Here is a 20,660-nt window from a genome sequence, read left to right as displayed (position 1 = left end):
GGTCATTTGTCCTGATTGTAGCGCGGCGCGCGCTTCTCGATCGCGGCGGCGACCCCTTCGCGCAGATCGTCGCTGTAGGTCAGCGCCGCCACTCCCCAGAAGCTCGCGTTCATCGATCCCTGCAGATCCATGTGCCAGCTCTGGCGCAGCTGCTGCTTGGTGGCCTCGAGCGCGAGGCGCGGCCGCTCGGCAATCCGCGCGGCGAGCGCGACCGCCTCGGCGACGAGCGCCTCGGGTTCGACCACCCGGTTGACGAGCCCGACCGCGAGCGCCCGCTCGGCGTCGAAGATATCGCCGGTGAGCGCCATCTCGGCCGCCATGCCGCTGCCGACGAGCCTGGGGAGGAAATAGGTGCCGCCATTGCCCGGATTGAGCCCGAGCTTGATATAGGTTTCGCCAAGCTTGGCGTGGGTCGAAGCCAGGCGGATGTCGCAGGCGAGCGCGAGGTCGAGCCCGCCCGCGGTGGCGCCGCCGTTGATCGCTGCGACCACCGGCAGCCGGCTCGACACGAGGCGCTGGGTCGCCGGCCAGAGCACGCGGGCATTATAGGGTTCCTGCGCGGCGTGATGCTGTTCGGCGAGATATTTCTGGAACTCGACGAGATCGGCGCCGGCGCAGAACTGCTTGCCCGCCCCCGTCACGACGAGAACGCGTACCGAGAAATCGGCCTCGAGCTCGTCGAGCGCGTGCATGAGGTCGGCCGCCATTTCGGGGACCACCCCATTGCCGCGGTCGGGCCGGTTGAGGGTGATCAGCGCCACCCCGTCGGCGGGCCGCTCGAGCTTGATCGTGTCATAGTCCATGAAGCGTCTTCCTAATCCAGCCGCTCGAGGATGGTGACTATCGCGAGCGCATAGGCGCCGTCCAGCCACCCGCCGCCATTGACCGCCATCGCGATACGCGCATTTTCAACCTGGCGCGCCCCGGCCTCGCCGCGCAGCTGGGTCACGATCTCGTGAAGCTGGGCGCAGCCGGTCGCGCCGAGCGGATGTCCGCGGCTGAGGAGCCCGCCGCTGACATTGACAGGGCGGGCGCCGCCGAGCGCGGTCGCGCCGCTGCGCAGCAGCTCGAAGCCCTGCCCTTCGCCGCACAGCCCGATCTCCTGATATTGGAGCAGTTCGGCGGGCGCCGCGGCGTCGTGAAGCTCGATCACATCGCAATCCGCCGCCCCGAGGCCCGCGGCCTCGAACGCGCCTTGCGCCGAGTCGAAGACCGGCCGCCCTTTCGCACCGGAAGCATTGCGGCACGCGCGCACCGCGACGAGCGGAATGCCGCGCCGACGCGCTTCCTCTTCGGAACAGACGATGATCGCCGCGGCGCCGTCGGTGACCGGCGAACACATGGCGAGGGTGAGCGGCGGCACGATCATGCGGCCGCCGAGCACCTCCTCGACCGTCTGCGGGGCGCGCAGATAGGCGAGCGGGTTGAGCGCGGCATGGTCGCGGTTCTTCACCGCGACGCGCGCGAAGTCGGCGGGCTCGGCGCCATAGGTGTCGAGATAGGAACGCGCGACCTCGGCATAATAGTCCATGAGGATCGAGTTGGCACTCATCGAGCCGGGTTCGACCTCGCCGATATCCTCGATATCGGTCGACCCGCGCAGCGCGTTGAAGGCGCGGCTGCGGTCGGGATGGCTCATCTGCTCGGCGCCGACCGCAAGCGCGCAGTCGATCGAGCCGCTCGCGACCGCCTCGATCGCGAGCAGGAAGGCCGAGCCCCCCGAGGCACAGGCATTTTCCACATTGATGAGCGGCAGCGCGCCGAGCGGATGGTTGCGGAAAGCGACCTGCCCCCGGATCATCACCTGCTGGGTCACCGTGCCGGCGATCGCATTGCCATAATAGACGCGCTCGACGCTGTCGCTGTCCATGCCCGCCGAGCGCAGCGCGAGATCGGCCGCTTCGAGCGACATGTCGCGAACACCGCGGCCCGTCTGCTTGCCGAACTGGGTCATGCCGACCCCGGCGATGATGACGCGCCTCACCGGCCGCCCGCCTGCGCCGCGGCACCGCCGCCGATCCGGCCGCTATGCCCCTGCCAATATTGGTCGCGCACTTCGCGCCGCAGGATCTTGCCATAGCCGCTCACCGGCAGCGCCTCGACGAAATCGACCGCCTTCGGCTTCTTGTAGCCCGCCATATGTTCGCCGCAGAAGTCGATGATCTCCTTCGCCGTGATCGTCTCGCCCTCCTTGGGGACGACGACGGCGTGGACCGCCTCGCCCCAATAATCGTCGGGGATGCCGAACACGACGCAGTTCGCGACCTTGGGGTGGAGGATGATGACTTCCTCGACCTCGCGCGGATAGACATTGTTGCCGCCCGAGATGACCATGTCCTTCGCGCGGTCGAGCAGGAAGAGATAGCCCTGCTCGTCGAAATAGCCGATGTCGCCGGTGTGGAGCCAGCCGCCGCGCAGCGCCTCGGCGCTCGCCTCGGGATTGGCCCAATAGCCCGGCATCACGACGTCGCCGCGCGCGACCACTTCGCCCGCTTCGCCCGGCGGCAGGGGATTGTCATTCTGGTCGACGCAATGCGCCTCGACGTCGGTCCGCACCTGCCCCGCCGATCCGATGCGCGGATCGTCGGCGGCGAGCAGCCGCGCATGCGCCGCGGCGCTGAGGCCGGTGATGGTGATCGGCGCCTCGCCCTGCCCGTAGAGCTGGACGAAGACCGGGCCGAAGGTCGCCATCGCCTGCTTAAGCTGCTCGACATAGATGGGCGCGCCGCCGTAGCAGATCGCGCTCAGCGAGGAGATATCGTAGCGCCCCGGCACATAATCCTCGAGCAGCTTCACGATCTGGGTCGGCGCCATGAAGGCGATATGCGAGACCTTGAGACGCTCGACCGTCGCCAGCAAAGCGTCGACGTCGAAGCTCGCGCTGTCGCTGATCGCATTGACCGCGCCGCGCGCGACCGTCGGGAGTGCGACGATCCCGCTGCCGTGCGACATCGGCGCGCAGTGCAGCACCATTTCGCCGGGCTGGATATTGTGGAGGTCGGCGAGATAATTCATGATCACGGTGCGGACCATGCGGTGGTTCCACATCGCGCCCTTGGGCTTGCCGGTCGTGCCCGAGGTGTAGAAGAGCCAGCAGAGATCCTCGGGCGCCGCCTCGACCGCCGCGCCGAGCGCATTCGCCTCGTCGAGCAGGATCGAATAGGCCTCCGCGCTGCCGGCCGCATCGGGGCTGATCCGCCGCACGCCCTCGAAGAGCGCGGCATTCGCCGCGATCCCCGCTTCATATTCGCCGCCATGGATCAGGATCCGCGCGCCGCTATTCTCGACGATATAGGCCATCTCGCGCGGATGAAGCCGCGCGTTCACCGGCACCACGACGAGGCCGGCGGCGAAGCAGCCGAAGATGACCTCCATGATGCGCGGCGAATTGGCGAGGCAGAAGGCGACCCGGTCGCCCGGGTTGCAGCCAAGCGCGACGAGATTGCCGCCGACCGCAAGCGCGCGCTTGTGGAAGTCGCGGTAGCTGATCCGCTCGTCGCCATGGATCAGCGCGAGGCCGTCGCCCTGCTGGCGCGCCGACTTCTCCAGGAAGGCGAAGCTGTTCATGACCCGGCGCGGCGGAAGGTCGCGCAGGGGCGCCGCGCGATGTGCGCCGCATCCTTGGCGACGAACTCGACCCGGTCGTCGCACTGATAGGAGGACCAGTCCTCGGGGGCGTCGGGCTCGAGGCGGACCGCGATCTGGACGCCCTCGTCGAGCTTCACCACGCCGATCGCATAGGGAAGATCTTCCTCATGGCCTTCGGGCGCACCCTGGCGCAGCACGCAGAAGCTGTGGAGCGTGCCGGCGCCGCCGCTCGCCGCCCAGCCGAGATTCTCGGACTGGCAGTGCGGACAGGCGTAGCGCGGCCACATATTGGGTTTGCCGCAATCGCCGCATTGCTGGATCAGGAGCTCGCCCTTGGCGAGGCCTTCGCGAAATTCGGTTACGATGACAGGAAGGGTCATGATCAGGCTCCGAGGCTGGTGCGTTCGAGCAGGAGAATCTGGGCGTCCATGTAGCTGCCGCCCGAGCCGCCGATGATGGCGCGCTGGCAGCCGTCGACCTGGCGCTTGTCGGGGGCGCGGTGGAGGAGCTGGCGGATGCCCTCGACGAGCAGCGCGGTGCCGCCGCCGACCCCGGTGTGGCCCGCCGAGAGCAGGCCGCCGTTGGTATTCATGGGGAGCTTGCCGCCCGGATCGCCATGGCCGGCCGCGAACCAGCGGGCGCCCTCGCCCTTCTCGCAAATGCCCATACCCTCGATCGCGATCGCGGTGACCGCGGCATAGCTGTCGTAGATCTGCGCGATATCGGCGTCGCCCGGACCCCAGCCCGATTGCGCCCAGGCGCGTTCGGCGGCGAGCGGCCAGCCGAGGACCGCCTGATCGGGCTCCTGGCTGAGGCAATAATGGCTGACGCAGCCGCCCGAGCCCGCGACGCGGACCGCATGGCCGATGCCGCGCTTCTTCGCATTTTCGGTGCTGGTGACGACGAAGGCGCAGGCGCCATCGGCCATCGGCGGGCATTCATAGCTGTGCAGCGGGTCGGCGACCATGCGCGAGGCGAGGATCTGCTCGACCGTCAGCGGCTTGGTGTAGAACATCGCATTTTCATTGAGATTGGCCCAGTTGCGCAAGGTGACGCAGATCGAGGCCATTTCGGCGGCGGTGCTGCCCGATGCGTGCATATAGCGCCGCGTGATCATCGCGCCGATCGCGTTGAACTGGATGCCGGTCGGCAGCTCCCATTCGCCGGGGATGCCGTTCTTCGAGAGCATCGTGATCATCTCGTTGAGATCGGCCGAGCCCCAGCGTTCGCACTGGAGGACGAGCACATTCTGCGCATGGCCCGCGGTGATCAGGCCATGCGCCGCGCGCACCGCATTGTCGCTCGTCGAGCCGCCCGAATGGACCATGTAGCTTGCCTTGCAGCTGCCATGGATGCCGAGCTCCTCGACCATGCGCGAGAAAACGAGATCGGCCTGGTCGGCTGCCGAGTGCAGGTTCGGGATGAGGATGATCGTGTCGATGTCGCGCGGAACCATAGCGGCATCCTTGAGCGCGAGCAGCGCGACCTTGGTCAGCGCCTGGATGAACCCGCGCTCGGGAAATTTCCCGGTCGGGATCTCGCCGACGCCCACGAACACGGGGTCGTTGGCATCGCCCGCCGCCACATGCATCTTCCAGTTTTCCGCCATATCCTCAGCCCTCGCTTGGCCGGCGCTTCGCCAGCATCGTTTGCAAAAATGTCATCACTTCCTCGCCGTCCTGGTTGCGGACCGAATAGGTCACGCCGAGCGTGCCATATTTGGGTCCGGTCGCCTCGTGACGGCTGACCGTCGCGAGGACGTGAAGCGTGTCGCCCGCGAACACGGGCTTGGTGGCCTTGAGGCCGGTGATCTCGATGAGCGCGGCGATCGCATCGCCATAAAAGCCGCTCAGCCCGACGAGTCCGACCGCGAGCGAGAAGGTCAGCGGGCCGTGCGCGATGCGCTTGCCGAACCGGCTCGTCGCCATGAAGGCCTCGTCGGTGTGGAGCTGATAATGGTCGCCGGTGAGCCCGGCATAATTGGTGATGTCGCCGATATCGACCGTGCGGCCGCGCGTCGTCATCGAGTCGCCGGGCTCGAAGTCTTCGAAGAATTTGGGTTCCGGATCGATAAAATGTCGTGCCATGTTCACTTCCAAACAATCATTTGTTTTAGCTATGCCAGCGCCTCGCGGCTGTCAATCCCGCGCGGTCGATTTCAGGGGTCGGCGAGGATTCCGCCAAGCAGGGTATCGGCCATCAGCTCGCCGACCTCGGCGGGCGAGAGCCGGCCGTCCGGCGAGAACCACTCGGGAGTCCAGTTGAGCGCGCCGAGCATGGTGAGCACGACGACGCGCCGGTTGAGATCGGCGCGCAAGCGTCCCTCGCGAACCCCCTCCTCGACGACCTTCACGAACATGCGCTCATATTCACGCCGCTGCTCGACCGCGCCCGGCAGATTGTCGGGACCAAGGAAGCGCCACTGGTGGAAGACGACGAGTGAGCGCTCGGGATTGTCGGCGACGACCTCGAGATGTGCGACGATCATGCGGCGCAGCCGCGCGACGGGATCGCCCTCGCCATTGGCGTGCGGCTCGACCGCGGCGAGGAAGCGGCGGATGCCGTCGGCGACGATCGCGACGAGCAACGCATCCTTGCTATCGATATGCGCATAGAGGCTGCCCGGCAGCACGCCGACGGCGTTGCCGATGTCGCGCATCGAGGTGCCGGTGAAGCCCTGCTTGCCGAAAAGATGCATCGCGGCATTGAGGATCGAGCCGCGCGGCCCCGCGCCGTCGCCGCCGGCCGCTTCCGCGATCGCTGCGCCTGCGGGGCCGTCGCTCGCCATCAGCGGCCGAGCCCCATCGACTTGGCGACGATGCTACGGAGGATCTCGTTGGTGCCGCCGCCGACCATGCCATGCTTCGCCTCGCGGAAGTAGCGCTCCATGTCATATTCGGGGAGCTGCGCATAACCGCCGAGCGCCTGCATGCCGTTGGTCGCGATCTCGAACAGGGTCTGCGACGAGATGAGCTTCGCCTGTGCGACGAGCGCTGAGGATTTTTCGCCGCGCGCCATCGAAGAGGCCGCCGCATAGACGAGATAGAAGGCCGCCGAGAGGCGCGCGCGATCTTCGGCCATGCGATGTTTCAGCACCTGGAACTCGGCGAGCTTCTTGCCGAAGGCCGAGCGCTCGGAGAGATATTTCACCGTATCGTCGAGCGCGGTCTGGGCATTGCCGATCTGCGAGGCGGCGATCGAGAGCCGTTCGAAATCGAGATGCTCGCCGATATATTGCCAGCCCTTGTTGACCTCGCCGAGCAGCGCGTCCTTGGGCAGGCGCATATTGTCCATGAAGAGCGAGGTGGTGCCGAGCGAGCGGCGCACGAGCGTGTCCATCTTCTGGACCTCAAGCCCCGGCGTGTCGTTCGGCACGAGCAGCACGCTGAAATCATAGCGCCCCTCGCCGGTGCGCAGCATCATCGCGATGCAGCTGTTCGGGTGATGCGCGCCCGAGCACCAGACCTTGTTGCCGTTCACGACCCACTCGTCGCCTTCGAGGCGCGCGGTCGAGCGCGCCCCCGCGGCGTCGGAGCCCGACTGCGGCTCGCTGATCGAGATGCAGAATTTGGCCTCGCCGCGCAGGAAGGGCTCGAGATAGCGCTGGCGCTGCGCCTCGGTGCCATGTTTCGAGACATTGGTGGCGGTGAACATCGAGGTCATGATGCACGCCGCGGTGTCGAGGCTGTCCTTGCCGATTGCCTCGCAGAAGATCGCGAACATGACGGGATCGCGGTCCATCCCGAGTCCGCCATGCTCTTCGGGGATCAGGAGCCCGAGCCAGCCCTGCGCCGCCATCTCGCGATAGAGGGCTTCCGGGAACTCGCGATTCTGGTCATGATAGCGCAGTTTTTCGCGCGGAAATTCGCGATCCATGAAGCTGAAGACGACATCGCGCCACATCCGCTGCTCGTCGTTGAATGAATAGTCCATGCCGCCTCTCCTCGAACCAAAATCGCTCGCAACCGCTAAAGCCATTGCCATTAAACAAACGTTTGTTAAGATGATTCGAAGCAACGGTCAATGATAAGAGGATGACGAAGGTGAAACTTGCCGAAGAGCGCCGCACCGCGCTTGCCGCGCGCTTCCCGCGCTGGGAGCCGCTGACGCTGAGTGCACTGGCCGATCGGGTCACGGCCGAATATCCCGACCGCCCGCTGATCGTCACGGGCGACCGCGAGCTGACCTATTCCGACGTCCAGGCTCGGAGCCGCCAGCTGGCGTCGGGGCTGATCGCGGCGGGCCTCGCGCCCGGCAAGCATGTGGCGCTGATCATGGCGAACTATCCCGAATATGCGGTGGCGAAGCTCGCGATCGCGCGCGCCGGTGCCGTCTGCATTCCCGTGAACTTCCTGCTGAGGGGCCGCGAACTCGCTTATGTCCTCGGTCAGTCGGAGGCGGCGATGCTGATCACGATGGATAGCTTTCGCGGACATGATTATCTTGCCGACCTCGCCGCGATGGCAAGCGACCTTCCCCGCCTTCGCGAAACCTTCGCTTTCGAGACCGGGGCGGCCGGCGACGCAGCGGGGCTCGAACAACTCGCCGCGCGCGCCACGGTCGGCAGCGATGCCGAACTTGCGCGGCGCGAAGCCGCGTTCGACGGCCACGCATTGTCGGACATCATCTACACCTCGGGGACGACGGGCCGCTCGAAGGGGGTCATGCTGACGCACGACATGATCCTGCGCGCCGCCTATTCGTCGGCACTCACCCGTTCGTTCGAGGACCGGCGGCGGATCCAGTTCGCGATGCCGATGTATCATGTGTTCGGCTATGTCGAATGCTTCGTCGCCGCGATGATCGTCGCGGGCTCCTTCGTTCCGCATGTGCTGTTCGACCCCGACGAGATGCTCGACTGGGCCGAGCGCCTGCAGAGCAACGACATCGTCAGCGTGCCGATGATGACCCACCGCCTGCTCGACAGGGCGCGCGTGCGCGGCTTTCACGCACCGGCGCTGCGTGCCTATTTCAACAGCGGCGGGGTCAATGTCCCGACCGTCTGGAACGATATCCATGACGTGTTCGGCGTCCGCGAGATCCATACCGGCTACGGAATGACCGAGACCACCGCCTCCGCGGTCTGCACCCATACCGAAGATGACGAGAGCTGGTTCCTGCGTTCGAACGGCCGCATCAAGCTCGCGGGCGTCGCCGGCGATCCGGTACTCGGAGGCCGCATCGCCGAATATCGGGCGGTCGACCCGCAGACGGGCGAGGCGATGCCGGACGGGGAAAGCGGCGAACTCCAGGTCCGCGGTCCGGTTGTCACGCGCGGATATTTCAACAAGCCCGAAGAGACCGCCGAGGCGTTCACCGCGGACGGCTGGCTGCGCACCGGCGACATCGGCCATCTCACCGAGGGCGGCTGGCTCACGCTCACCGGGCGGATCAAGGAAAGCTACCGCTGCGGCGGCGAAATGGTCATGCCGCGCGAGATCGAGGAGCTGTTCGACAATCATCCGGGTATCGCGCAGGCCCTCGTCGTCGGAGTCCCCGATCCCAAGATGGGCGAAGTCGGCTGCCTTTGCCTCGTGCCCGAAAGCGCCGCACGCCTCGAAACAGAGACGCTGATCCGGTTTTGCGCCGAGCGGCTCGCGCGCTTCAAGGTTCCGAAGCATGTCCTGTGGCTGGCGGCAGAGGAGATCCCGATGACGGTCACCGGGCGCCCGCAGAAATTCCTGCTCGCCAAGATTGCCGCCGACCGCGTGAAGGAGACGGCGGGCTGACCGGGCCGCCGCCTCCCTCCGGCCTGGCCGCGCAAGGCGGACCGCCGCCCTTATGACTTGTCCATGCCGGCGAGCAGATCGATCGCCGCCAGCGCCTCGAGGCCAAGCCCGAGGCTGAGGCCTTCCTGCATCAGCCTCTTGTAGCGCTGGGTGAGCAGCACCCGCGAATAGCGCAGCGCAAGGTCGGTCTTCGCCGCGAACTGGGCGGCAATCGCCAACGCCCGGTCCACCACCTCCCCTTCCGGCAACAGCTCGCCGACGACGCCGGCCGCGAGCGCGTCGGCGGCCGAGAGCTCCTGGCCCATCAGGAGGAAATAGCGTCCGCGGTTGGGGCCGAGGACGTGGGTCCAGACGACATGCGCGCCGTCGCCGGGAACGATGCCGCCCATGAAATGCGGCGCGTCCTGGAACAGCGCCGTCTCGGACGCGATCACAATATCGGCGAGGACGGGGATTTCGGGATGGATGCGCGCGGGCCCGTTGATCGCGCTGATCACCGGGACCTCGATAGCGAGCAGATTGTCGAGCAGCTTGCGCCCGTCGTAGAATGTGTGGTCCCACTCGGACGGGTTCGACAGGCTGAAACTCGCGAAGTCGATCGTCTCGCACCAGACGCCGTCGGTTCCGGTCATCACGATCACGCGGTTGCCGCGATCGGCGCCGACCTCGGCGAAGCAATAGCCGAGCTCCTCATGGCTTTCCTCGGACCAGACGAACGGACCGCCGCCGGTGTGGAAGCGCATCAACAGCACGCCCGACTCGTCGCGGCTCAATGCGATATTGTTGTAGCGGTCGCTGTAGCTGTCGAAACGCGGCGAAAGTCGGCTCATGGCAACGTCCCTTCGTTGAGTGGGCCGCGCCGTCGCCGGCGCGGCCGCGGGTCAGAGCGCGGTCATGCCGCCGTCGATGATATGCTCGGCGCCGGTGATGAAGGAGGATTCATCCGACGCGAGGAAGATCGCGAGGTTCGAGACTTCCTCGACTTCGGCAAGGCGGCCGAGCGGGATCATCTTGGTGGCCTCGCCGCCGCCCTCGTCGGTCGCCGCGGCCATCATCGGCGTCTTGATATAGCCGGGGTGGATCGAGTTGCAGCGGATGTTCTGGCGGCCGAACTCGACCGCGACCTGTTTGGTCATGCCGCGCACCGCGAACTTGCTCGCGACATAGGCCAGATTGGGCGCGCCGTAGATGGCGACGATGCCCGCGATCGACGAGATGTTGACGATCGAACCGCCGCCCGCCTTCTGCATCGAGGGGATCACCGCCTGCATGCCGAGATAGACGCCGAGCTGGTTGACGTTGCACACCGCCTCGAAATCGCCTTGCGCGAAATCGAGCGTGCCGCCGATCTTGCCGAGTACCCCGGCATTGTTGACGAGGATGGTGACGGTTCCGAACGCGGCCTCGCCGCGCGCGACGACGTCGCGCCAGCCGGCGGCATCGGCGACATCGTGATGGATATAGAGGGCGCTGTCGCCGAGGCTGTCCGCCAGCGCTTCGCCCGCGCTGTCGTTGAGGTCGGTCAGGATGACCTTGGCCCCTTCGCGAACGAAGGCCTGGGCGTGCGACGTGCCCATCCCCTGCGAGGCGCCCGTGATGATCGCGACCTTGCCGCTCAGCCTGCCCATATCTCTTCTCCCAATGATTATCGAACCGGCCATTTTCGCGGAGTCGCAAAACAACCATTCGTTTTTTCATAGTCAACAACCTTGTTGATAGCAACTCTCGCGGCCGAACGCCAGCGCTCATGCGCATCCTTAGACGCCCGCTTCCTGCGTCATTATTGCCGGAAATCAGCGGATTATGACGACAAGGATGCTGCGAACGACAAGGCCCAAAACCGGTCGCCGTCGCCAAAACCGATCCAGCTTGACCTTCGGCGAGAATCGACTAAACAAACGATTGTTTGTGGACGTAGATCCGCGGTGGGAGAGGATTGTGATGAGAAACTTGCGTCTATGGCTTGCCGCTAGCGTGGCCCTCGGGGCGATCCAGCCCGCCCTCGCTCAGGAAGCCGCACCGGCTCCCGACGCTCCCGCAGCCGCCGAAACCGAAGACAGCGGTTCGGGCGACATCGTCGTCACCGCGCGCCGCAAGGACGAGCGGCTGATGGACGTGCCGGTGGTCGTGTCGGCGCTCAGCGCCGAGACCATCTCGCAATATAATTCCAACTCGCTCACCGCGATCGGCGAACTCACCCCGACCGTCATCGTCGGCGCCTATCGCGCCAATGGCGGCGGCACGATAGCGATCCGCGGCATCAGCTCGCCCGCCAACCAGACGGGTTTCGAGCAGGCCGTGTCGGTCGCGATCGACGGCGTCCAGACGAGCAACGGCCGCATTGCCCAGCTCGGCTTCTTCGACATCGAACAGGTCGAAGTCCTCAAGGGACCGCAGGCGCTCTTCTTCGGCAAGAACAGCCCGGCGGGCGTGATCTCGATCCGCACCGCGGGGCCCGGCAATGATTTCGAAGCGGGTGTGCGCGGTTCCTATGAGTTTGTCGCCGACGAAGCGACGATCGACGCCTTCATCTCGGGTCCGCTCACCGACCGCATCGGCGCGCGCCTTGCCATCCGTTACCGCAACCAGGACGGTTTCCTGCGCAACACCGCCGGACCGCTCACCAACCCCTTCTACAATCCGGCGACGGGCGCGCCGGCTGCGGCCGCCGCCTTCCCCGGCGCGTCGGACCGGCGTCCGGGCGAAGAGGAAATCATCGGCCGCGTCACGCTCGCCTTCGAGCCGACCGACAATTTCAAGGGCACGCTGCGCGTCTTCGGCGCGCATTCGACCGACTCCGGCGCCGGCGTCGCGACCCAGAATATCGGGCCCTGCACCGGCCCCAATCCGCGCGTGTCGGGGATCGCCGATCCTTATGGCGAGTGCGTGATCGACAATCGCACGACGGTCGGCGACCTGCCCTCGGTGGTCGCCGAGACCTTCCGCGGCACCGACTCGAACGGGCCGCAGAAGGGCGAACTCAACGCGATCGTCTCCTCGCTGTCGCTCGAATGGGATTTCGGGTCGATCTCGGTCGCCTCGCTCACCGGCTACAACAAGATGGGCTATGACACCTTCTCGGGCCTCGACCAGACGACCTATTCGCAGCTCGCCCAGGCCGAGAATCTCGACGCCAAGGAGTTCAGCCAGGAACTGCGCCTGTCGAGCCAGTTCGACGGACCGCTCAACTTCGTCGTCGGCGCCTATTACCAGAACACCTCGCTCAGTTCCTATTCGGACACGATGCTGAGCCTCGGCAATTATAACGCCGCCGCGGGCCGCTACACCTCGTTCGAGACGCTCGCCAAGCAGAAGGGCAACACCTATTCGGCGTTCGGCCAGCTGCTCTGGGACATCACCCCCGAACTTGAACTCGCGGGCGGAGCGCGCTGGACGCGCGAGACCAAGAAGTTCGACAAGTTCAATCTCTACGGCATCGGGGCCTTCAACAATGCGGCGACCGTCTATCCGGGATCGGACACGCCGGGTCATCTGAAGGGCGATTTCGAGGACGAGAATGTCTCGCCCGAAGTCACGCTGAACTGGCGCCCGGACTCGAACCACACGATCTTCGCCGCCTATCGGACCGGCTTCAAGTCGGGGGGCTTCGGCCTCACCAACCCGCTGTCGACCGCCACACGGATCGGCGACGTCGACTTCGGCTCGGAAAAGGCGCGCGGCTTCGAACTCGGCGCCCGCCTGATCGGGCTTGACGGCCGGCTCAACATGAGCGCGGCGCTGTTCAACTATAAATTCTCGGATCTTCAGGTGAATACCTATGATCCCGCGCGCATTTCCTACACGATCAACAATGCGGGCGCGGTCAAGCAGCGCGGCTTCGAACTCGACGCCAATTTCCGCGTTACCCCCGAGCTGACCATCCATGGCGCGGTCGCCTATGTGCGCAATCGCTTCAACGACTTCACCGGCCAATGCTATTCCTATACCTTCCCGACCGGCACGACGCGCGCCACCGCGGTGCCGCCGCCGAACTGTTCGTTCGTCAACACCACGGCGCTCACGCTCCAGCAGGTCTATGATGGCCGCGCGCCTGCCCGTTCGCCCGACTGGGCGGGCAATGCGGGCGCCAAGCTCGCCCTGCCCGTCTCGAACGATCACGAGATCCGGATCACCGGCGACGCCTATTACAGCGGCAGCTATTTCGCCGCCGATACGCTGGCACCGCCGACCGAGCAGAAGAGCTTCTGGCGCCTCAACGCCAGCATCACCTTCGCCGAGGTCGACGACCGCTGGACGGTGGGGCTGATCGGGCGCAACCTCACCAACAAATATTATCTGCTCTATGCCGCCGACCGCACCGGCGGCGCCGGGGTCCCGGGTATGATCGGCGAACAGCGCGGCGTCGTCTCGCGCGGCCGCGAAGTGTCGCTGCAGGCAAGCTTCCACTTCTAGCGGGAGCAAGACGGTCCGCCTGGGGGCTGGCGGACCGTCTTCGACAAGCGGGGGACAGATACGCAAGCTGCGGCACGGGCACCGCGGCATCGATGGGATAATAAGATATGGCCACCAGCGCCGCCGTGCTGAAAGATGTTCCCCGCGAAGGCGGCCTTTATCGCTGGTATGTCCTCGGCGTCCTGATGCTCATCTATGCGATGAACTTCATCGACCGCCAGATCGTCACCATCCTCGCGCCCTATCTGAAAGCCGACCTCGATCTCACCGACGCGCAGATCGGTCTCCTCTACGGCACCGCCTTCGCGATGTTCTATGCCCTGTTCGGCATCCCGCTCGCGAAACTCGCCGACGGCTGGAGCCGGGTGAAGACGCTGTCGATCGGGCTCGCCTTCTGGTCGTCGATGACGGCGCTTTCGGGCCTATCGAGCAATTTCGTCCAGCTCGGCGCCGCGCGGCTCGGGGTCGGGATCGGCGAGGCCAGCGGCTCGCCTGCCGCGGTGTCGCTCCTTGCCGACTATTTCCCCAAGCGCATCCGCGCCTCGGTCTTCGCGCTCTACACGACGGGCATGTATCTCGGGCTTGGCCTGTCGCTGATGATCGGCGGCTATGTCGTCGCGACCTGGCCCGGCAGCTTCGGGCTCGCGGGCTGGCAGGCGGCTTTCATCATTGTCGGCCTGCCCGGCATCCTGCTCGGTGCGATCGTCTATCTCACGATCCGCGAGCCGGTCCGCGGCGCGCTCGACGGACTGCCGCAGCCCTGCAGCCCGCATCCGTTCCGCGACGTGTTCGTCGAGGCGGCGACGATGTTCCCGCCATGGAGCGTCGGCTCGCTGAAGAAGCTCGGCGCAAGCCCGGCGCTCGTTCGCGCCAATCTCGGCGCCCTCGCTTTCGTGACCCTCATGATCGCCCTTCTGACCCTGGGCTCGGAAGCGATCCTGCCGCCCGACCGCCGCCCGGTCGTCTTTTCGATCGGCGATTTCGACGTCACGAGCAGCCTCATCCAGTGGCTCGCGATCGGGATCGGCGCCTATGCGGCGACAAGCTGGATCCAGGCCATTCGCCTCCGCGATCCGATCGCGTTCGCGCTCACCGTCGGCGCGCCCGCCTATCGCACCATGGCCGCGGCGGGCGGCATTCTCGGTATCTACACCTATGCGATCGGCGCCTTCGTCTTCCTCTATGGCTCGCAATTCCTGGCCATGGGCCCCGAAGCGGGATTCACGCTCGGCGCGATTTCGGCAATCGCCGGTGCGAGCGGGACCGCGATCGGCGGCACGCTCGGCGACATCATCAAGCGCCGTTATCCAGCGGGCCGCATGTATCTCCTGTTCGCGGCGCTGCTCGGGTTCACCGCACTGACCTTCGTCCAATTCAACACCGGCGACCGCCAGACCTTCTTCGTCACCTATTTCTTCGCGCTGTTGCTGCTCACCGCCTGGCCACCGATCATGCTCGCGACCGCGCAGGATCTTGTCATTCCGCGCCTTCGCGGCGTCGCGTTCGCGGTGCAGACGCTCGCGAGCAGCCTCGTCGGGCTTGGTCTCGGTCCCTATATGGTCGGGCTGATCAGCGACGCGACGGGCGATCTTAGGCTCGCGATCCTCTCGCTCTTCGCGCTGATGCCGGTCCTGCTCCTGCTCGTCTGGCGCTGCGCGCGCGTTCTCCCCGAGAGCGAGCGGACGGTCGTCGAGCGCGCGCGGGCCGCAGGAGAGGCGCTGTGACCGCGCCCGAAAGGATCGAGGATTATCCAGTCCGGATCAGCGAGAAGGTGCGCTACAGCGATACCGACCGGCAGGGCCATGTGAACAATGTGCTGTTCGCCTTCTTCTTCGAGGCGGGCCGTGTCGATGTCCTCTTCATGCGCGGGAGCTCGCCCCCCGATCACTGCGCCTATGTGCTCGCGCGCTCGACGATCGACTTTCTCGACGAGCTGCACTGGCCGGGCGATGTCGAGATCGGGACGCGGATCGAGAAGCTCGGCGGCAGCTCGATCAGCATCCGGCAGGTCCTGTTCCAGGGCGGGCGCTGCGCCGCGACCTCGGACAGCGTGATGGTGCAGGTCGACCGGCCGAGCCGCAAGGCCTGTCCGCTTTCCGACGAGGCGCGCACGATCCTCGGGCAAATGGCCGCCCCGGCGGCCGCATGAGGCTCGCGGCGCCCGAGATCCGGCGTGCCGCGCTCGAAGCGCGCCATGGCCCCTGGGCCTATCGCAGCCTCGCCGCCCTGTTCGAGGAAGTGGCCGCAGACTATCCCGAGCGGCCGTTCGTGATGACCGCCACCGCGGTCGAGACCTATGGCGCCATGCTCGACCGGTCGCGGCGCACCGCCGCGATGCTCGCCGCCCACGGGATCGGGGCCGGAGACCATGTCGCGATCCTGCTACCCAATGGCATCGCCTTCGTCGCGGTGAAGCTTGCCATCGCGCGCCTCGGCGCGGTCGCGGTGCCGCTCAACTTCAACCTGCAGCGGGACGAACTCGCTTATGTGATCGGCCAGTCGGATGCGCGGGCGCTCGTCGCGATCGACGGATTTCGCGGCCGCGACTATATCGCCGATCTCGAGGCGATCCTTCGCCCCGGCTTCCCGGTCTTCGTCGATTGCGCCGCAGGCGCGCTGCACCGCTGGCACGCGCTGGACGACTGGGAGCGCCACGCGCCGGCGCGCGGAGCGATCGCGGCGCGCCCCGCCGATCTCTCCGATATCATCTACACCTCGGGAACCACGGGCTCGCCCAAAGGCGTGATGCTGACCCACGATATGGTTCTGCGCACCGCTTATGCCAGCGCGCGCGTGCGCGCTTTCGAGGATGGAAGGCGCCTGATCTTCGCCGCGCCCATGTATCATGTGCACGGGCTCGTCGAATGCCTCGTCGCCGCGCTGTTCGCGGGCGGCGCGGTCATCCCGCAGGACCGTTTCGATGCCGCCGAGCTGCTCGCGCTCGCGGTGCGCCACGAGGCGAACGAGATCAGCGGCGTTCCGACGCTGACCGAGAAGCTGCTCGATGCCGCGCGCGGGACGGACTTCGTCTGCCCAAGCCTCGCCTGCGTCTTCAGCACCGGCGGCATGCACCGCGAGACGATCTGGGAGGAGTTTCGCTCCATCTTGGGGGCGCGCGAGATCGTCACCGGCTATGGAATGACCGAGACCACCGCCTCGACGACCTGCACGCTCCCCGAAGAACCGATCGCGCGCGTCATGACGGGGAACGGGCGGTTCAAGGATGCAGGCGCGGCCGCCCCTCCGGGCAGTCCCTGGCTCGCCGAATATCGGGTCGTCGACGCCGAGAGCGGCGGCGAGCTGCCACCCGGCACCAATGGCGAACTCCTCGTCCGCGGCCCCGGCGTGACGCATGGCTATTACAAAAAGCCCGAAGAGACCGCCGCGGCCTTCGCGTCCGACGGCTGGCTGCGGGTCGGCGACATCGGACGCGTCGATGCCAAGGGCTATCTCACCCTCGCCGGCCGCTCGAAGGACGTCTATCGCTGCGGCGGCGAGACGGTGATGCCGCGCGAGATCGAGGCGCTGCTCGAAACGCATGGCCAGGTGCGCGAGGCGCATGTCGTCGCGATTGCCGACGACCGCATGGGCGAGGTCGGCTGCGCCTGCGTCGTCGCGACCGAAGTCCCGCCCTCTGCGGCGGCGCTGATCGCGCTCTGCGAAAGCAAGCTCGCGCGCTTCAAGGTGCCGCGCCATATCCTCTTCTTCGAGGCGGGAGAGATCCCGGTCACGCCGACCGGCCGCGCGAAGAAATTCCAGCTCGCCGAAATGGCGCGCGAACGGCTCGGCCTGGAGGCGACATGCGCGCAGTCGTAAGCCACGGCAAAAAAGACTTCCGGATCGAGAGCCGCGCCGATCCGCGCCCCGGCACGGGCGAGGTGCTGGTGCGGCCGCTGTTCAATGGCCTCTGTTTCACCGACAAGCATCTCTTCGACGGCCATGTCGAGCGTGCCGCCGACATCGTCATCGGCCATGAGTTCAGCGCCGAGATCGTGGCGCTCGGCGATAGGGTCGACGACTGGAGGCCGGGCGACCACGTCTCGGTCGACCCGCGCATCCGCTGCGGGACCTGCCTCGCCTGCCGCGCCGGTCTCGAGACGCTCTGTCCCGATGGCGGCTTCCTTGGGGTTCGCGGCGCCGACGGCGGCCTGGCCGATCTCTGCGTCGCACCCGCTTATGGTCTCTACCGACTGCCGGAGGCCGTCTCGCCGCTCCAGGCTGCCTGCGTCGAGGCCGCCTGCTGCGCGACGCGCGCGCTGCGCTCGGGCGCGATCGTGCCGGGTGACAATGTCGTCCTGCTCGGTCTCGACGACTATAATCTCTTCGTGGCGCAGTGGCTGAAAGCCCAGGGCGGGCTCGTGATCGGCGTCGACGGCGCGTCGGTCCGCCGCGAGGCGGCGCGCGGTTTCGGCGCCGCCACCTGCCTCGATCCTTCCAGCGATAATATCGTCCGCGCGGTGCGCGCCGCGATGCCGTTCGGCGCCGATGTCGTCGTCGTGGCGCTCGAGGATTATGCACCCGCGGCCACCGACTATCTGGCGCTGGCGCACCGTCTCGCGCGCATCCAGGGTACCGTGATCCTGATCCGCGCCTATGGCGCCGAGCCCTTCGCGCGCATCCAGCCTTCGACTGCCTGGCTCAAGGAGCTGACGATCCGCCACTTCGGCAATTTCTTCGGCAATGAGCCCGCGCGCGGCGGGCGCGATCGCGGCGACTGGCAGGTGACGCTCGACGCGATCGGCCGCGGCATCCTCGCCGCGCCGCCGCCGCAGACCGAGCTGGTCCCCTTCAGCGCCCTCAAGACCGCCGGCGATATCGGCGCGCTGTTCGACGGGCTTCCCGGATCGGCGGCGAAGATCGTCGTCGATATGGCGGACTAGGCCATGACGATCGCGCGCTTGCCGTTCGCGGTGTCAGCCTTTGAACATCAGGCTGCGCAGCAGCATGTTCGCCATCATGTCGCCGATTTCGGCGGGACTCGCCGTCCCCTTCGGCGAATACCATTCGGGGGTCCAGTTGAGCGCGCCGAGGATCGTCAGCACCGCGATCCTCACATTCAGGCTCTGATCGAACACACCCTCGGCGATGCCGTCCTCGAGGATGCGAATGAAGGCCCGCTCATAGCGCTGACGCTTGGCGATCGCCGCCTCGCGATAATCGTCGCCGAGAAAGCGCCACTGATGGAAGACGACGAGCGAGCGCTCGGGATTCTCGGTGACGACGATGATATGCGCGCGGATCGCATCGCGCAGCCGCATGCCCGCCGATCCCTCGGCCGCGGCGATCGGCTCGACCGATTCGAGGAAATGATTGATCCCGGTCTCGACGATCTCGACGAGCAGCGTCTCCTTGCTGTCGATATGCGCATAGAGGCTCCCGGGCAGGACGCCGAAGGCCTTGGCGATATCGCGCATCGAGGTGCCCGTATAACCCTGGCTGCCGAACAGCCGGACGGCGATGTCGAGGATCGACGACCGCGGCGTCGATGGGGATATTGCTGGAGCCGTGCCCATGGGAAGTATCTGTTGCCTAATCCTGGTCGCGCCCCGATGTCGGAGGCACGCAATTGCCGTACATCCGTTCCGATTACTACCGAAGGCGCCCCAACGGCAAGCCGCGCGCGCAAAGCGATTTCAATCGCACCCGCGCGCGTTGGCGGCCGCCACTTCCGTGCTAGGGTGAACGGGTTGCCGAAGGCCTTATTGTGTCCTCGGCCCGATCGCGCTATGCGAATAAAACAACTGTTTGTTTGAGGATCGATGACAATGGCCAGCACGAGCGAAAGCGCGACCGAGGAGCAGCATCTCGCAAGCGAGGCCGCGCGGGCCTTCCCCACCCCGGCCGAGGAGCAATATCCGCTGCCGCCAAGCGTGGTCGATGCCAAAAACTATACCGATCCGGCGCTGTTCGACCGCGAAATGAAGGCGGTCTTCCACAAGAGCTGGTTCCCCGCCTGCCCGTCGGTCGATCTCAAGGAGCCGCGCGACTATGTGGTTTGGGACCGGCTCGGCCAGTCGATCGTCATCTCGCGGCTCGACGACGGCTCGGTCTCGGCGTGGCACAATGTCTGCCAGCATCGCGGCGCGCGGCTGCTCAAGGAGTCGGGCTCGTGCAAGGGCGGCCGCTTCGCCTGCCCCTGGCACGGTTTCCAATATGATCTCAGCGGCAAGGTGAAGATGGTGCCGCTCAAGGGCTCGTTCGAGGCCGAACGGCTCGAGGACCTCCGCGCGCCCGCGGTGCGGGTCAAGGAATGGGGCAGTTTTGTGTGGATCTGCCTCTCCGACGAGGTGCCCGACCTTCTTCCCTATCTGGGGACGATCGGCGAGGAACTGAGCTTCTACGGTCTCGAGAATTTCGAGACGCGCTACCGCTTCACGCTCGAGCTCAACGCGAACTGGAAGATGGTCGTCGATGCCTTCAACGAGACCTGGCACGTCCCCTTCACCCATCCGCGCACCCTCGGCAAGCTCGTCCACTGGCGCGACGCGCATTTGCGCATAGCCAATCCCCATAGCTGGATGACGCTGCCGCTCGAAGGCTTCACCGACCGGATGGGCGATGTCGACCACCGGCTGAAGAACATCTGCCACTATCTCGCTTTCCCGAACACGATCTTCAGCTGCTTCCCGACCCATTTGCAGAGCTGGAACATCTGGCCGGTCAGTGTCGACAAGACCTTGTTCACCGCCTGGGGCGTCGTCGGTCCGACCCCCGAGGGTCTGCGCGACGAGGAATGGCAGGCGCAGAATGACCGCGACTGGAAGCATTTCTGCGCGGTCTCGGCCGAAGATGCCGAGGTCCTCAACGACTGGGGCACCGTGTCGCAGTCGCTCGGCGCGAGCCAATATATGTTCAACACCGCCGAGAGCCGGCTGACCGCCTTCCATGCCGAGGTCGCGCGCCGCGTCGCCCTCGAACAGTGATGGCCGC

The 20,660-nt window shown here is 66.3% G+C and carries 18 protein-coding genes; 7 read left to right on the top strand and 11 right to left on the bottom strand.

Annotation, left to right across the window (positions count from 1 at the left end):
* Positions 1–2 precede the first annotated feature (2 nt).
* The 8 genes from L0963_RS17125 to L0963_RS17090 all read right to left on the bottom strand — a co-directional run bounded on the left by L0963_RS17125 (position 3) and on the right by L0963_RS17090 (position 7,521).
* Entirely contained in the window at positions 3–803 is an 801-nt protein-coding gene (locus tag L0963_RS17125) for an enoyl-CoA hydratase/isomerase family protein (protein ID WP_234180773.1), read from the bottom strand.
* An 11-nt stretch (positions 804–814) separates the two neighbouring features.
* The gene (locus tag L0963_RS19850) at positions 815–1,984 is read right to left on the bottom strand and encodes a thiolase family protein (protein WP_234180771.1); all 1,170 of its coding nucleotides are present in this window, start codon (positions 1,982–1,984) and stop codon (positions 815–817) included.
* On the bottom strand, positions 1,981–3,567 hold the full coding sequence (locus tag L0963_RS17115) for a class I adenylate-forming enzyme family protein (protein ID WP_234180770.1): 1,587 nt from the start codon (positions 3,565–3,567) through the stop codon (positions 1,981–1,983). The genes L0963_RS19850 and L0963_RS17115 overlap by 4 nt, the downstream gene beginning before the upstream one ends.
* Positions 3,564–3,968, bottom strand: coding sequence for a Zn-ribbon domain-containing OB-fold protein (locus L0963_RS17110; RefSeq protein ID WP_234180768.1), 405 nt, complete (start codon positions 3,966–3,968; stop codon positions 3,564–3,566). Before L0963_RS17110 ends, L0963_RS17115 begins: the two co-directional genes overlap by 4 nt.
* A gap of 2 nt (positions 3,969–3,970) precedes the next feature.
* The gene (locus tag L0963_RS17105; protein ID WP_067185480.1) at positions 3,971–5,197 is read right to left on the bottom strand and encodes a thiolase family protein; all 1,227 of its coding nucleotides are present in this window, start codon (positions 5,195–5,197) and stop codon (positions 3,971–3,973) included.
* A gap of 4 nt (positions 5,198–5,201) precedes the next feature.
* The gene (locus tag L0963_RS17100; protein ID WP_234180765.1) at positions 5,202–5,675 is read right to left on the bottom strand and encodes a MaoC family dehydratase; all 474 of its coding nucleotides are present in this window, start codon (positions 5,673–5,675) and stop codon (positions 5,202–5,204) included.
* Between the two features lie 71 nt (positions 5,676–5,746).
* Positions 5,747–6,376 carry a TetR/AcrR family transcriptional regulator gene (locus L0963_RS17095; RefSeq protein WP_067185483.1) on the bottom strand — a complete coding sequence of 210 codons (630 nt, stop codon included), beginning with the start codon at positions 6,374–6,376 and terminating at the stop codon, positions 5,747–5,749.
* Positions 6,376–7,521, bottom strand: a complete 1,146-nt coding sequence (locus tag L0963_RS17090; protein WP_067185485.1) for an acyl-CoA dehydrogenase family protein — start codon at positions 7,519–7,521, stop codon at positions 6,376–6,378. The genes L0963_RS17095 and L0963_RS17090 overlap by 1 nt, the downstream gene beginning before the upstream one ends.
* Positions 7,522–7,622: 101 nt before the next feature.
* On the opposite strand from L0963_RS17090, the gene L0963_RS17085 reads away from it, so the two are divergent.
* A complete protein-coding gene (locus L0963_RS17085; RefSeq protein WP_234180762.1) occupies positions 7,623–9,317 on the top strand; it encodes a class I adenylate-forming enzyme family protein in 1,695 nt (564 codons plus the stop codon).
* Between the two features lie 50 nt (positions 9,318–9,367).
* On the opposite strand, the gene L0963_RS17080 is transcribed toward L0963_RS17085, so the two are convergent.
* Positions 9,368–10,147, bottom strand: coding sequence for an enoyl-CoA hydratase/isomerase family protein (locus tag L0963_RS17080; RefSeq protein WP_234180760.1), 780 nt, complete (start codon positions 10,145–10,147; stop codon positions 9,368–9,370).
* Positions 10,148–10,198: 51 nt separating this feature from the next.
* Positions 10,199–10,945, bottom strand: a complete 747-nt coding sequence (locus L0963_RS17075; RefSeq protein ID WP_067185491.1) for a glucose 1-dehydrogenase — start codon at positions 10,943–10,945, stop codon at positions 10,199–10,201.
* 346 nt (positions 10,946–11,291) lie between these two features.
* Here L0963_RS17075 and L0963_RS17070 point away from each other — a divergent pair, with 346 nt between their 5' ends.
* The 5 genes from L0963_RS17070 (at position 11,292) to L0963_RS17050 (ending at position 18,610) form a co-directional block, all read left to right on the top strand.
* Entirely contained in the window at positions 11,292–13,730 is a 2,439-nt protein-coding gene (locus L0963_RS17070; RefSeq protein WP_234180758.1) for a TonB-dependent receptor, read from the top strand.
* Between the two features lie 107 nt (positions 13,731–13,837).
* On the top strand, positions 13,838–15,454 hold the full coding sequence (locus L0963_RS17065; RefSeq protein ID WP_234180756.1) for a spinster family MFS transporter: 1,617 nt from the start codon (positions 13,838–13,840) through the stop codon (positions 15,452–15,454).
* Positions 15,451–15,879, top strand: a complete 429-nt coding sequence (locus tag L0963_RS17060) for an acyl-CoA thioesterase (RefSeq protein WP_067185496.1) — start codon at positions 15,451–15,453, stop codon at positions 15,877–15,879. The genes L0963_RS17065 and L0963_RS17060 overlap by 4 nt, the downstream gene beginning before the upstream one ends.
* A complete protein-coding gene (locus L0963_RS17055) occupies positions 15,876–17,546 on the top strand; it encodes a class I adenylate-forming enzyme family protein (RefSeq protein ID WP_234180754.1) in 1,671 nt (556 codons plus the stop codon). Before L0963_RS17060 ends, L0963_RS17055 begins: the two co-directional genes overlap by 4 nt.
* Positions 17,531–18,610 carry a zinc-dependent alcohol dehydrogenase gene (locus tag L0963_RS17050; protein WP_067185498.1) on the top strand — a complete coding sequence of 360 codons (1,080 nt, stop codon included), beginning with the start codon at positions 17,531–17,533 and terminating at the stop codon, positions 18,608–18,610. Before L0963_RS17055 ends, L0963_RS17050 begins: the two co-directional genes overlap by 16 nt.
* A 33-nt stretch (positions 18,611–18,643) precedes the next feature.
* On the opposite strand, the gene L0963_RS17045 is transcribed toward L0963_RS17050, so the two are convergent.
* Entirely contained in the window at positions 18,644–19,243 is a 600-nt protein-coding gene (locus tag L0963_RS17045; RefSeq protein ID WP_234180751.1) for a TetR/AcrR family transcriptional regulator, read from the bottom strand.
* A gap of 252 nt (positions 19,244–19,495) precedes the next feature.
* On the opposite strand from L0963_RS17045, the gene L0963_RS17040 reads away from it, so the two are divergent.
* Positions 19,496–20,653 carry an aromatic ring-hydroxylating oxygenase subunit alpha gene (locus L0963_RS17040; protein ID WP_234180748.1) on the top strand — a complete coding sequence of 386 codons (1,158 nt, stop codon included), beginning with the start codon at positions 19,496–19,498 and terminating at the stop codon, positions 20,651–20,653.
* The last annotated feature ends 7 nt before the right edge of the window (positions 20,654–20,660 follow it).

The sequence above is a fragment of the Sphingopyxis sp. NFH-91 genome (assembly GCF_021401285.1).
Taxonomy (GTDB): domain Bacteria; phylum Pseudomonadota; class Alphaproteobacteria; order Sphingomonadales; family Sphingomonadaceae; genus Sphingopyxis; species Sphingopyxis terrae_A.
The sequence above is the reverse complement of the archived record's forward strand: the minus strand, read 5'-3'. Positions and strand labels throughout refer to the sequence as shown.

Bases quoted from the DNA above. Each gene is read 5' to 3' on its own strand.
- L0963_RS17110 (WP_234180768.1), bottom strand. From the start codon at position 3,968: ATGACCCTTCCTGTCATCGTAACCGAATTTCGCGAAGGCCTCGCCAAG.
- L0963_RS17040 (WP_234180748.1), top strand. From the start codon at position 19,496: ATGGCCAGCACGAGCGAAAGCGCGACCGAGGAGCAGCATCTCGCAAGC.
- L0963_RS17055 (WP_234180754.1), top strand. From the start codon at position 15,876: ATGAGGCTCGCGGCGCCCGAGATCCGGCGTGCCGCGCTCGAAGCGCGC.
- L0963_RS17115 (WP_234180770.1), bottom strand. From the start codon at position 3,567: ATGAACAGCTTCGCCTTCCTGGAGAAGTCGGCGCGCCAGCAGGGCGAC.
- L0963_RS17095 (WP_067185483.1), bottom strand. From the start codon at position 6,376: ATGGCGAGCGACGGCCCCGCAGGCGCAGCGATCGCGGAAGCGGCCGGC.
- L0963_RS17100 (WP_234180765.1), bottom strand. From the start codon at position 5,675: ATGGCACGACATTTTATCGATCCGGAACCCAAATTCTTCGAAGACTTC.
- L0963_RS17085 (WP_234180762.1), top strand. From the start codon at position 7,623: ATGACGAAGGTGAAACTTGCCGAAGAGCGCCGCACCGCGCTTGCCGCG.
- L0963_RS17050 (WP_067185498.1), top strand. From the start codon at position 17,531: ATGCGCGCAGTCGTAAGCCACGGCAAAAAAGACTTCCGGATCGAGAGC.
- L0963_RS17065 (WP_234180756.1), top strand. From the start codon at position 13,838: ATGGCCACCAGCGCCGCCGTGCTGAAAGATGTTCCCCGCGAAGGCGGC.
- L0963_RS17090 (WP_067185485.1), bottom strand. From the start codon at position 7,521: ATGGACTATTCATTCAACGACGAGCAGCGGATGTGGCGCGATGTCGTC.
- L0963_RS17045 (WP_234180751.1), bottom strand. From the start codon at position 19,243: ATGGGCACGGCTCCAGCAATATCCCCATCGACGCCGCGGTCGTCGATC.
- L0963_RS17080 (WP_234180760.1), bottom strand. From the start codon at position 10,147: ATGAGCCGACTTTCGCCGCGTTTCGACAGCTACAGCGACCGCTACAAC.
- L0963_RS17075 (WP_067185491.1), bottom strand. From the start codon at position 10,945: ATGGGCAGGCTGAGCGGCAAGGTCGCGATCATCACGGGCGCCTCGCAG.
- L0963_RS17125 (WP_234180773.1), bottom strand. From the start codon at position 803: ATGGACTATGACACGATCAAGCTCGAGCGGCCCGCCGACGGGGTGGCG.
- L0963_RS17105 (WP_067185480.1), bottom strand. From the start codon at position 5,197: ATGGCGGAAAACTGGAAGATGCATGTGGCGGCGGGCGATGCCAACGAC.